This is a genomic window from Sporolactobacillus vineae DSM 21990 = SL153, assembly GCF_000377985.1.
Classification (GTDB): Bacteria; Bacillota; Bacilli; order Bacillales; family Sporolactobacillaceae; genus Sporolactobacillus; species Sporolactobacillus vineae.
Genome location: NZ_KB899067.1, coordinates 1 through 11,427 on the forward strand (window position 1 = coordinate 1; position 11,427 = coordinate 11,427).

At 43.1% G+C, this 11,427-nt stretch carries 18 protein-coding genes; 10 read left to right on the plus strand and 8 right to left on the minus strand.

Annotated elements, in window-relative coordinates; translation table 11 throughout:
- Both tnpA (D889_RS15795) and D889_RS0114135 read right to left on the minus strand, forming a co-directional pair.
- Positions 1–186: IS66 family insertion sequence element accessory protein TnpA (gene tnpA / locus D889_RS15795; protein WP_018962437.1), on the minus strand; the 186-nt coding region annotated here is incomplete at its 3' end.
- 121 nt (positions 187–307) lie between these two features.
- Positions 308–1,543 carry an MFS transporter gene (locus D889_RS0114135; protein ID WP_010632856.1) on the minus strand — a complete coding sequence of 412 codons (1,236 nt, stop codon included), beginning with the start codon at positions 1,541–1,543 and terminating at the stop codon, positions 308–310.
- A 324-nt stretch (positions 1,544–1,867) separates the two neighbouring features.
- On the opposite strand from D889_RS0114135, the gene D889_RS0114140 reads away from it, so the two are divergent.
- The gene (locus tag D889_RS0114140) at positions 1,868–2,410 is read left to right on the plus strand and encodes a GNAT family N-acetyltransferase (protein ID WP_010632855.1); all 543 of its coding nucleotides are present in this window, start codon (positions 1,868–1,870) and stop codon (positions 2,408–2,410) included.
- Between the two features lie 515 nt (positions 2,411–2,925).
- Here the strand turns inward: D889_RS0114140 and D889_RS0114145 are convergent.
- From D889_RS0114145 to D889_RS15800, 3 genes are all read right to left on the minus strand, one after another.
- Complete coding sequence (locus D889_RS0114145; RefSeq protein WP_010632854.1) at positions 2,926–3,138, minus strand: alpha/beta fold hydrolase; 213 nt, start codon at positions 3,136–3,138, stop codon at positions 2,926–2,928.
- Positions 3,139–3,240: 102 nt separating this feature from the next.
- Positions 3,241–4,128 carry an MFS transporter gene (locus tag D889_RS15215; RefSeq protein WP_010632853.1) on the minus strand — a complete coding sequence of 296 codons (888 nt, stop codon included), beginning with the start codon at positions 4,126–4,128 and terminating at the stop codon, positions 3,241–3,243.
- Positions 4,125–4,331 (minus strand): hypothetical protein, encoded by a 207-nt coding sequence (locus D889_RS15800; protein WP_010632852.1) that lies wholly within the window; start codon positions 4,329–4,331, stop codon positions 4,125–4,127. Before D889_RS15800 ends, D889_RS15215 begins: the two co-directional genes overlap by 4 nt.
- 133 nt (positions 4,332–4,464) lie before the next feature.
- Between D889_RS15800 and D889_RS0114155 the strand changes: the two genes are divergently transcribed.
- Together D889_RS0114155 and D889_RS15085 are read left to right on the plus strand one after the other, a co-directional pair.
- Positions 4,465–5,244 (plus strand): PaaX family transcriptional regulator C-terminal domain-containing protein, encoded by a 780-nt coding sequence (locus D889_RS0114155; RefSeq protein ID WP_010632851.1) that lies wholly within the window; start codon positions 4,465–4,467, stop codon positions 5,242–5,244.
- A gap of 116 nt (positions 5,245–5,360) precedes the next feature.
- Entirely contained in the window at positions 5,361–5,954 is a 594-nt protein-coding gene (locus tag D889_RS15085) for a GNAT family N-acetyltransferase (RefSeq protein ID WP_018962440.1), read from the plus strand.
- Between the two features lie 332 nt (positions 5,955–6,286).
- Here the strand turns inward: D889_RS15085 and D889_RS15925 are convergent, their stop codons facing one another.
- Complete coding sequence (locus D889_RS15925; protein ID WP_018962441.1) at positions 6,287–6,421, minus strand: hypothetical protein; 135 nt, start codon at positions 6,419–6,421, stop codon at positions 6,287–6,289.
- A gap of 24 nt (positions 6,422–6,445) precedes the next feature.
- Positions 6,446–6,745 carry a DUF5316 family protein gene (locus D889_RS0114175; protein ID WP_010632849.1) on the minus strand — a complete coding sequence of 100 codons (300 nt, stop codon included), beginning with the start codon at positions 6,743–6,745 and terminating at the stop codon, positions 6,446–6,448.
- A gap of 512 nt (positions 6,746–7,257) precedes the next feature.
- Between D889_RS0114175 and D889_RS0114180 the strand changes: the two genes are divergently transcribed.
- The 4 genes from D889_RS0114180 (at position 7,258) to D889_RS0114200 (ending at position 9,669) form a co-directional block, all read left to right on the plus strand.
- Positions 7,258–7,905 carry a VanZ family protein gene (locus D889_RS0114180; RefSeq protein WP_238537737.1) on the plus strand — a complete coding sequence of 216 codons (648 nt, stop codon included), beginning with the start codon at positions 7,258–7,260 and terminating at the stop codon, positions 7,903–7,905.
- A gap of 373 nt (positions 7,906–8,278) precedes the next feature.
- Positions 8,279–8,419 (plus strand): MerR family transcriptional regulator, encoded by a 141-nt coding sequence (locus tag D889_RS16025; protein ID WP_162470908.1) that lies wholly within the window; start codon positions 8,279–8,281, stop codon positions 8,417–8,419.
- A gap of 667 nt (positions 8,420–9,086) precedes the next feature.
- Complete coding sequence (locus tag D889_RS0114195) at positions 9,087–9,374, plus strand: type II toxin-antitoxin system Phd/YefM family antitoxin (RefSeq protein ID WP_010632845.1); 288 nt, start codon at positions 9,087–9,089, stop codon at positions 9,372–9,374.
- A complete protein-coding gene (locus D889_RS0114200; RefSeq protein ID WP_010632844.1) occupies positions 9,367–9,669 on the plus strand; it encodes a type II toxin-antitoxin system RelE/ParE family toxin in 303 nt (100 codons plus the stop codon). The genes D889_RS0114195 and D889_RS0114200 overlap by 8 nt, the downstream gene beginning before the upstream one ends.
- Before the next feature lie 67 nt (positions 9,670–9,736).
- On the opposite strand, the gene D889_RS15690 is transcribed toward D889_RS0114200, so the two are convergent.
- Entirely contained in the window at positions 9,737–9,883 is a 147-nt protein-coding gene (locus tag D889_RS15690) for a hypothetical protein (protein WP_018962443.1), read from the minus strand.
- 261 nt (positions 9,884–10,144) lie between these two features.
- Here D889_RS15690 and D889_RS15500 point away from each other — a divergent pair, with 261 nt between their 5' ends.
- From D889_RS15500 to D889_RS0114220, 3 genes are all read left to right on the plus strand, one after another.
- Positions 10,145–10,462, plus strand: coding sequence for an RrF2 family transcriptional regulator (locus tag D889_RS15500; protein ID WP_238537735.1), 318 nt, complete (start codon positions 10,145–10,147; stop codon positions 10,460–10,462).
- Positions 10,463–10,543: 81 nt separating this feature from the next.
- The gene (gene tnpA / locus D889_RS0114215; RefSeq protein ID WP_010632842.1) at positions 10,544–10,978 is read left to right on the plus strand and encodes an IS200/IS605 family transposase; all 435 of its coding nucleotides are present in this window, start codon (positions 10,544–10,546) and stop codon (positions 10,976–10,978) included.
- Positions 10,979–11,216: 238 nt separating this feature from the next.
- On the plus strand, positions 11,217–11,427 hold a 211-nt coding region (locus D889_RS0114220; RefSeq protein ID WP_026291247.1), incomplete at its 3' end, for a helix-turn-helix domain-containing protein.

Consider the following 11,427-nt stretch of genomic DNA (forward strand, 5'->3'; position numbering starts at 1 on the left):
GGTCCATCGGTTCCTTTTCGGTTCCTGTGTTTGGGCAGCAGCCCTGCGGCGCAGTTTCTTATGCCAATAACGAAATTGTTTCACCGGGATCTCTTGAGACCGACACCATTGCGCACCGTTCAGACCGCTGGATTCGAAGGATTCGATACGTTCTTTCCATAACAAATCTCGTTCGTTCAAGGTCATGAGATTCATCTCCATCTATCTTTGATGAATGTATTATCCCATGATCCGGATGACGATCCTAGGTGTCCATTATTTGACGCTTACGTTTTTACAGAATTCAAAAGTCTCTCCAGCCGGATGATTAACTGTTCGCCCGGACACTTTCTGGCCTGATAAGGTAACGATTGAAAACCAGAACGTATATAAAAGATATCAACAGCAGGACACCGGACAAAGTGAACACAAGCTGCACGCCAATTTTATCGGTGAAATACCCAAAGGCCAAAGTCGCCAGGCCGTAGGATAAGGAGTACATCGCATCCTGAGCAGAATACACTTTGGCCAGTGATTGCAGCTCTGCATTTGTCTGGATAAGCGTCGCAAAAGTCACGCTTTTTAGCTGTTCGAAAAGCCCGACAACTGCAGAAAAAAACAATGCAAGCAAGGGCAGGGTATTCCAGCCGAAGAACAATGAGGCTGCGCTGGTCATGAGCACGCCCGCTGACGCAACGATGTTCAAATGTTTATTGATTTGACTGGAAAGCCGGACACTGATCAGGCCGCCAATAATCAGACCGGCGAAATAACTGAAATTGATAAACCCCCACCATGATTCATTAACATGAAGGACCTGACGTACAAATACAAAGACAATCGCCGCCATCCAAACGACCGAAGCGACAGTACCAATCACTTCCACAAGGCTGATGATTCGTAAAGCAGGCGTGTGCCAGATTGCGTGCCAGCCTTCTTTCATGACCTCAAGTTTCCCGGTTGGTGACTCAGCGTTTGTCGGCACATGCTTCGAAGAGTCGATTCGGATCCTGAACATAAAAAAGGTTGAAATCACGAACAGGAGAAAAGTGACCCAGACTAGAGCTGACCCGCCAATCAGAGCTGCCAGCATACCTCCAAGCGCCCATCCACTCAAATTAATGGATTGATCGAGAATGGCCAGAAAGCCGTTCGCTTTGACCAGCCGGTCCTGATCGACCAGCAGCGGCACCATCGTATTTCTGGCAGGTGAAGCCCACCCATCAAGAAAACTAATACAGGCCACGAAAAAGAAGATGATCAGAAAATCCGGCCCAAACAGCTGCAACGTCAAAGCGAGTGCCATAAACAGTAAGAAGCAAGACTTGCCCACTTGCGAATGGACCAGTGCGCCTTTTAAACCCAGCTTATGCAAAATCAGCGGAGCAAAAATACCGCTGATAAATCGGATAAAGGTCGTCAGAAAAGGGACAACGGTCATGAATATGGCTGACCGTGTCACCGCGTAGACCACAGTCATTAATCCGACAATGTAAAATACATCCCCGCAATTGGCCAAAGACTGCCCGATCCAGAGATACCGGAATGAATGTTCTTTTGTCATTATCATAATCCCTTCTGTTTTAAATGCAACGCAAACCGAATGAGCGCGCAGACGCACTCACCAGGCAGCTATCCAACAGATCGGTCGTGCACTTATGATAATGACAGGTCACATATTTCAACCACTCCGTAGAAAATACAGGATAATACAGATATTATAAGGTACAGGATTAAAAAAAGCGACGCCGGGGTTCAGGAAGATCGAAAAAAAATCAGAATGGTGACGTGTTGATTGTTTATCAGAAAATACCTGTTAGGGGATGAAGAGGGATGACTCCACTGCCAGGTAAGCGGTACTATTTAACACAGACAGGGGAGTTTACTGATGCTCACAATTAAAATTGATGAACATGTTTCTCTAAGGCTAATTGATTTAAAAGATGCGGAGCGGATCTTTGAACTGATCGATCAGTCAAGAGACTATTTAAGAAAATGGCTTCCCTGGGTTGACGGGACGGCAACAGCTGAAGATACAAAATCTTTTATAAAGCTCAGTCTGAGAAATCATGCTAACGGCAGAGGCATGGATTTCGTGATTTTACTTGATGGACTAATCGTCGGTATAGCAGGAATTAATCTGATTAATTGGACAAATAAAACGGCAGAGATAGGCTACTGGCTTGGAGAGCATTATCAGGGCAGGGGTATAATGACGAAAACTGCCAGCGCATTAACTGATTATGCGTTCAAGCAGATCATGCTTAACAAAGTTGAAATTCGTGCAGCAGCACAGAACCAAAAAAGCAGAAGCATTCCGGAAAGACTGGGATTTAAAATGGAAGGGTGCATCCGCCAGGCTGAATGGATGTATGATCACTATGTCGATCACTGTATTTTTGGGATGCTGGCGGCAGAGTGGAGTTTCTAATAAGCTGGAAACTGAAGTTGTTGAGGGTATGTGTTGGATTGATTGAACTCGTCTGAAAAGGAAAAAGTAGGTCATGTTGGTCAAGGTGATGGCAGAACCTAATTCCTACACATTTGCTCGGGCGAGTGATCTCAGCCAACATGAGCTTGGTGCCTGCGGGTATGATAATTGGGTCATCTTATTTGGGAGAATACAAGGTTGAATAGGTAATGTCACATTATCATCGCAGGTTTTGGATTTTTATTTTTGGCAATTGACAATTATTCCAGAATTAAAAGGGTTGCCAATAGCAATTATTAAAGAAGATGTTTCGCAGTTTACGAAGAATACTGTGAAAAAAAGAGCAAAAACAAAAAAAGTGAACCGAATCCAATGCAAATCAGGCGTAATGACACGATTCTCATATGGACGAAACAAAATGTCTGATTGGATCAAATTTTGACTTGGGGATTTATCGTCCGATTTCAGGATTTATCAGCCGATCTGGATATATATCGGCCGATTCCCTCTTTGACTCAGGAGGATCCCATGATTTCACTGTAGCCGGCACCGAGCAGATCAATTAAGATACACCGGTGATTTCTTAGTTCCTCCTGTGCGGCCACTTGCGGGTAGTCAAACGAGCCCGGACAACCGATTCCATGCAGAAACAGAATTGCCGGTTCATCACCTGGGAAATCATTGTAACGCAGCATGCACTTTGCTTTTTTCAGATAATACTCTTTCACCAGGTTCTCACATCCCATTGTCTTGCTTAAGATAGAACATATTATGACACATATGTTCGGCCCAAACAATAAGAAGAGGTATGCCATGAATCAATCAACGCTTTATGACTTCTTTTCCTGCTTACGAAACAGACCGCTGCTGGCATAGACGGACAGTGATACACTATAAGCCAGCACCGTGAACAAGGCGACACCGATGAAACCAGAGAAACGGCTGAACAGTAGCCCGCCGATGATTCCGCCGATCGTGGTTCCGAGGTACATCGCCGCATTGGCTAATGCGGAAACAGTCCCTCTTGCTGTGGACGTCAGGCTCTGCATCGTACTCATGAAGACGGGGAAGATGAATCCACCAAGCATAAAGATCAAGAATAGGATGCTTTCGGCCTGCAAAAGTGAGCGGGAAAAGGGAAGCAGGATATAGAAAATGAGATAAGCACAAAAAGACAGAAACAAGGATCTGGCTTCACCAAGTCTTCTGATCAATCTGCTGCCGAACAGTGAGCCTATTGCATTGCCAATGCCTAATACCATCATCGCTGTGCCTACCCCAGCAATTTGCAGTGAGAAATTCGCCGAGTACCAGGAGCCGATAAAGGAAAACGCTTCAAAGTTCCCCGTCTGAAACAGGAGATAAGCGAGCAGATACTCGATCACCCGGGGTGTATGAAACAGTGTCCTGTACGGGGCCAAAAGAGTCGGCTTCCGACCTCTTATTTTATGGGCAGGAATCGCAGGCAGCAACATATAGATAGCAATTATCAAGAACAGGGAACACCCTGCTGTCACAAAAAACGGAACGCGCCAGGACAGGGCGGCAAGATAGCTGCCGATAGGGATACCGACAACTTGTGATATTGATAGACCTGCTGTCGCATAGCCCATCGACTTGACGATGTTTTCTCTGGCCACAAGCTGCGGAATGGCGGCCCAAACCTGAGAGCTGACGAAAGTAGCGCCGATCCCGGCGATTAAACGGAAGAGGATCATTGTCCAGGAACTTGCTGCCCAGCCGCAGAAAAATGTGGCCAGCGCGAAGACGGCCAGCCTGAGATCGCAGCAGGAATCTTATATGTTTCAGTTAACACCGGCAAAAGTGGGGAAATCAGGAATGTATCTGTCCCGATCAGAAACATGGTCAGGAAAAACAGAAATGAACTCTTTTTCATCAGGAAAGTCGCCTCGTTGTTCATGATTTAAGGAATCCGGATCCTTTTCTTGAATTATAATATTAAATATGACGAACGTCTATTAATATGTTATTTATTTTCTCGTTACAGGGGAAGAGGATTTGTGTAGACTAATGGAAGGAAGGGACTGATCTGAATGCTGTCGCTCGATAAGCAGATTTTGTATATTCTGATGCGGAAACCAAAGATCGCGATTTCTGAATTACTTCATATTTACAGCAATAGAGACTACTCTGCGCAGTCTGTCCGCAATGCGCTGACCCGGCTGAAGAAATCAGGATACGTGGACCATTCCGGACATGCTTATTTTATCACCCCGGGAGGTTTGCTCTTTATCCGGGCATTTCAGGACAAGCTGGCCTTGAAGGAGCGGGAATGGAGCGGCAGCTGGCAGCTGGTGACGTATCAGATTCCGGAGTCGCTCAGACGATTGCGGAATAACTTAAGACAGGAACTGCTTGATCTCGGTTATGGTCAGCTTTTCCAGAGTGTATTCATTTCGCCTCATGATCAACTGCAGACATTAAGAAGTATGTTTTCAGCGCTGGAGGTTCAACCGTACGTCAGTGTCTTTTCCGGTGACTTTGTCTATGGAGACTTGGATCAAAGGGTACAGGAGATCTGGGATTTGAAAGGGATTAATGTGATGTATACAGATTTTATTGCCTGGGCGAATGAAAAGAAATCAGCCTGGTCCGAAAAGCAGACGAATTCCTGGGATGCTTTTTTTCATGTACTGGAATTAGGTGAACAATTCGGGACGATTTTACTTAAGGATCCGATATTGCCGAAATCATTTTTGCCTGCAGACTGGCAGGCCGGTGCAGCCTTGGATATCTATCATTTGCTTTTCAAAGAAATGAGTGCTCATGTTGCGGGGAACCCGGACATGCTGCAGCTGATTAAAGATCGTTGAAAATCAGGATGTGAAGGACTTTATTCTGGGCATTAAGAAAGGGGATCTGCACATCCGGCTGGATGGAATCAGCTTCAGAACCCCTCAGAACATGGAAGATTAATGGAGTGAAAATCATGATTTTTTATGAAGGGAAACAGATCATCCTGCGTGACTGGACATTAAAAGACAAGGACGACTGGATTTTCTGGAGGTCTCCGGGCAGATACTGGCAAAAGTTTGACGGTCCCTATTATCCAAGAAAATCACAAGATGAAGAAGTTCATCGGATTGAAAAATACTTTTTAAAAGAAGAATCAAAAAGTTTAGAGACACCAAGAAATGGTCTTGCCATCGCGGATAAAGAGACAAACCAGCTGATTGGTGAAGTCGGCAGATACTGGGAAAGCCGGGAAACAAACTGGCTGTGTATCGGGATCGCTGTCTACAATCCGGAGCATTGGGGTAAGGGAAGAGGCTATGAAGCACTCGCTCTTTGGACGGACTACCTATTTCAGGCGATGCCGGAAATCGTACGCGTTGATCTGCGTACTTGGTCGGGGAATTTCGGAATGATGAGACTGGCCGAAAAACTTGGTTATACAAAAGAAGCCTGTTTCCGTAAGGCACGCATCGTTGACGGGGAATACTACGATTCCATTGGATACGGAGTGCTCAGAAAAGAGTGGGAATCCTGGTACCCGGAAGGATTTCAGTATCGAGCGGAATGAGGAAACATGTACGGTTTTAGTTGGAAACTTGCTTTTCGTGGCATCACGGATGACCACATGAACAATTAAGCGCGAAAGAAATATCTAAAAGTTGAACTTATGGTTTTTTGTGTATAATATAAATTAAAGAACTAACAATAACACCCGTTGGTGGTTGCACACCAACGGAAAGGCGATAACAAAAACCGCTAAGCGATCATTACGCTGCACGAATCACAAAAAGTAATCCATCACAGGATGTGAAGCCGGGTGGATTACTTTTTTCTATATATGACCGCACGACTTACTCTTACCGACTACTGCCCTTTTATCAGGAGGGCTAGTTCTGTGCTCTACTTGACGAGAAAGACGCCAATAATAATGATGAGAATAAAAAGAGCGATCAGGGTAAGCATACAGCCGGGCTTTCCAATAAATGTGCGGTCAAAATTATCGCCTTGTTCGCGGTGGTTCTTTTGCTGATCCATTTTTTATCCCCCCCATTTGGCCGGTCAATAGCTAACAAAATAGATACAGATGGCAGCAGCGAGAAGGGGAAGTCCCAGAAGTGCAGTATCGATGGCCAGTTCGATGCGTTCTTTGCGTCCGGTCTTCGTCTCCGACCAGTAATTTGCCCGTACTCTGTCTCCGGAAACAAAAGCACCCACAGTGGTCCCGGAAATGAACAGACTGATCAGCCCGGCAATTCCGCTGATATTCATGAAAAGGAGTGGACTCTTTAAAGCGATTCCAAGAATAAAAAAGATAACACCCAGGCCGGCGCCGATAAGAAAAAAGATGACTTTTTTCATTCAAAACACCTCTTTACTTTGGCAAGATGCAGTAATCAGTGCGATTGCAAAAATTTTTAAAGAGTGTTGATTATCTCGGACTAATTTAAATTCTCCTCAGATCGATACGTATTTTTGTACATTGTTAAATATTCGACTAAGTTCAAGCAAAATCCTTTTTTGTCTTGTTCGGGCATTATTCGTGATTTCATCACGCTTTAAGCAGATGTTTCTGCTTTTCGTTAATGTCCGGAAAGTGACGATGGTTGTTGTCCATCGTTTGACGGAGACCTTGTCCGTTCATAATACATTCGCCATATCTCCCACGATTGTATTTAATTCTTGCAGGAATTCAGTGCTCTTTCTCGAATGTGTTTGAGAAGATGGCAATTATCAGGTGGAGACGGAAATCATAGTGGAGTCAAATCAAGCTGATAGTTTAAATTCTCGGTCGAATCTACTGATCTGCACTTTCGAGGAGGAAGGTAATGAATAATAAAAGGCGATTATTTATTGCTGGGATTATTCTTGAGATGATTTTCTCCTTTTTTTCAGATTATTACTTATTCCTTAATGCATTTCATCATTCTGGTGAATCATTAACAGCATTATGCTTAGGAGTTTTCGTTAACCTGACAATATTCAACTTGATATTTTACTTTTTGACGACACGAATAAGAATAGACAAATTATTTAACGGCATCGTGTTTCTGTTGTATCAATTTTACCTGTGGATTGTTTATGTGTTAACCATTAGCTTTGGTTTATCGTCATATTGGTTTGCATTTACTCATAATCAGTTTACAGGAACATTTCATTTTCCATGGGAGGCAGTTAACCTTTTACCGTTACGTACCATAATCGATACTTTCGCTTCGCCAGTTTCATTAGCAACCTACATACAAATTTTCGGAAATTTATTTATGTTCTCTCCGCTATGTTTCTTTTTACTTTTCTTTGGCAGATCACTGAAAAGATCCTTGATCTCGATCTTCTTTTGCTCAATTTCTATAGAACTGATTCAACTCTTATATAATATTATTTCTTCAAAGTACGTTTATGGAGCCGAGAGAGCCACAGACTTTGATGATATACTCTTAAATTCATTTGGGGCATTGTTTGGGGCTTTGATTTATAAAATTTTTCTTTCTCTATCGAGAATAGATAAAAATGTTGTGTAGAGCTACTTCATGACTTGACACTATTAAGTGGATCAAGGGTTTAATGTTCTATGATACTCCCTGTTCTATGAGTTGTGGTTATTATAATTGACTTTGCGGTGTCATTCTATAGATGAATCACTCTAATCAACTAGACATCTGCAGCTTCACTGTAATTATTGGGGCCGTCTAATGGAATCAATGAGACAATAATTAAAATCAAAGTTCAAAACGGAACGGTCTGTCTAAGGGCAAATCACGAAGCTGGTAAGCAGGGGGATGCTGCGAAAAAAGCAATCCGGTCTTCTTTCAAAGAACGGATTGCCTGAAAAAACAGTAATTTAGATGATTCCTTTCTCTTGAAAGATTTCCTTTGCTACGGCTACTGCATTCAATGCTCTGGGTACACTATAAGCGAAAGCATAATCAAAGGCAGTACACCGAGAGGGATAAGGCCTGGGTTGATTTCATACTGAGACTGAAAGAAACAGCGATGCCGTTAAGAGAAATACAAAGATATGCGAAGCTGATATAATGGTGACAACACGACGAAAGAACGATTGGAAATGCTCCGCGCGCACAGAGTATCCATACTCGAGCAGATGAAAGCATTAGAAAAAAGCCTCAACCACCTGGATAAGAAAATTGAGATCTACAAGAAATCGATTATTTCTGTTGAAGAATAAACTATGGCTCGTGGTTCGTTTCTCCTGTGTCGTTGATAAAAGGCGTCTATCATTGGGAGTCATTACTTTGCAGCGTTATATTTTCGACTTATTTAATCCTATTCTTCAACGGAAAACGAAGATTGTATTTCTGATCGTTTCAATCATATGTTCATTGCTCTACTATCCTTTTGCACCCTCTTCTATTCAAATAGAGTACGGCTATAACAACTGGTTTTTAAATAAAAACATCGCTTTGATTATCGCTCCTTTATTGATGCTTATTTGTATTTTTGTTGAGAAAAACAAATTTGTTGATACCTTTTTTAAAATATTTCTTGGAACTCATTTTATACTGCTCATTTTTAGTGCGATTTTTTCTTGATATCTGCTTATTCCGGATCCGGAAAAGCATAATAATGGCAGATGGGCCGTCCCTTTCGGAACAACATTTGCATTTTGAAAATAGTTGAATTTGTGATGCTGAATACTTTATCATAATAATGATAAAATAACGTTATAGGAGGTGAGCCGATCATGCCAAATATTCGACCGATTTCAGACCTGCGAAACAATTTTACGGAGATCTCGCGTATTGTCCATGAGGAAAAGGAGCCGGTGTTCCTGACTAAAAATGGCTACGGCGATATGGTTGTCATGAGTTTGGAGCAATACGAGGGTATCCAGTCGTCCAAGCGCATCGAGGCCGCACTGCATGAAGCCGAGACACAGGCGGAGAGTAACCCCACCCGCTACGACTTTGCCGACGTTTCTCGGGAACTGCGGAAAAAACTGACGGATAAAGTGGGTCATAAAAATGCGTAAGGTTGTGATGCTGCCCATCGCGGTGAAAGACCTTGAGGACATCGTGGATTATCTGGTACAGTTCTATGAATCGACGGCAGTGCAGCAGTACGACCGTATCGTCGAAAAAATACGCGAGTTGGCCGAATTTCCGGAGATGTACGAGGTGTATCACGGCGGGCAGTTCCGCCAAGTCTACCGCCGGATGCCGGTTGACAAGTACCTTGTTTTCTATGTAGTGCATGACGAGGTGATCGAAATCCACCGCATCCTGCACGGAAGCCACGACATTCACCGGTATCTGGATCAAAAATGAGCAAAGCTGAAAAGCAAGAAGGGTTGCCGCATGGCAGTCCTTTTCCAGCTTATGGGGTGTTCGCATTTCAGTCGTCCCCGACCATCAAATCTTCCTTGCCCTCAAAAACTTCCAGCGCGATCAATGCATCGCGGAGTTCGCCTGGCTCGCCGGCTTGTGCTCTATAGTGTACGGCGGAGTAATGATAAAAAACGAAATAAACGCTTTGAGACAACCATACATTATCCTCCCTCCTGTCCTTTCACATGAGCATCTAACGTATAGTGAGATCGGTTTTACAAGTATTTAATCAATCCTTTTTCTCAAAATAAACATTTCTCCATGTCTGCCCATTGCTCTCGTTCCATTATCTATGTAACCGGCTTTTTGGTACACATGTTGTGCTACGAAATTTTTATGGTTCACTGCCAAAATGATTTCGTTCGCATCAGGAAAATGATCTGGCTGGGAACAATCTATATACGTTTTATTAATTTTGTCGAGATTACCTGAAGATAGAGCCATTAATTCTCTTGCCCTTAGTGAAAGACTTGGTGTTTCTCACTCTTATCTCAAGAAAACCATTAAAGCATTGGTAAATGAAGGCCTTGTCAAATCTTCAACGGGTAAATCTGGAGGTTTTTCGCTGGCTGCTCCACTCGAAAATATCGATTTTTATAAGATCTTCGTTGCTAATATTGAAGACACACTTATATCAACAATGAGTGCCGTAACATTGGAATCATTATTGACTCAAGTAGAAAGAACCTATGATCTTACTGATTTGGACAACTGGATTAAGGCTAATATTTAGTTAATGACAGTAGATCTTTTCAGGATCGGTGGAACTTAGTAGCCTCTGAAAGCTCTGCTATAATAATGTCAGGTGACTAAAATGGGTTATATCCACTGCGGAAGTCACACTGTCTATGATATTCAGTATCATATTGTCTGGACGACCAGGTATCATTCTAAAATTTTGCGGGGCAAAATTGCTGTCCGACTGAAAGAACTTATCTGGCGGGGCTGTGAAGCTCGCAATATACAAATTGTCCGAGGGAGTGTCGGGAAGGAATATGTGCATCTTTTGGTCTCCTGTCCGCCCAATCTGGTACCGAGCAAACTCCTGCAATATCTGAAGGAACGTTCTTCAAAAATGTTACAGGAAGCGTTCAAGGAATTGAAACAAAGATATTGGGGCCAGAGTCTCTGGGCACCTGGTTACTTTTGCAATGCGGTGGGAACGGTGACGGAGGACATGATCAAGGAGTACATCGAGAATCGGGACAATCGCCGGGATGATGAAACATTCAAGATTGTGAAGGATTGAGCTCATTTAAGTGAGTGAATAAACCGGGAGACTGGAGGAACTCGCATGGATTCTTATCATTACAGTATTGATGTTAAAATTAGGCCAGATCATCATTGGATCAGCGGTCATGTTGTCTTAACGATCAAACCGGTGTATATAGTAATCTAAAAGTACCCCAGGAAAGTCATTGAAAATTCCCCCACTTAGATATAATTAACCCACAGATGATCAGATTGTCAGCTGTGGGGAGATGGGGATGACGATTATTTTGATGCAGAAACGTGATATTTTATTGAAGTACTTAAGGGAGGGACGATCACAAAGAGAGATTGCGAGAGAAACAGGAATTGATCGAAAAACGGTTAGAAAGTATATCAAAGCCTTTGAGCTCAAAATGCATCAGATTCGGCAGTCGAATCAGGAGGCCAATCTGGAAAAACTCATTCAGGAGTTGGTAGAAGCTCCAA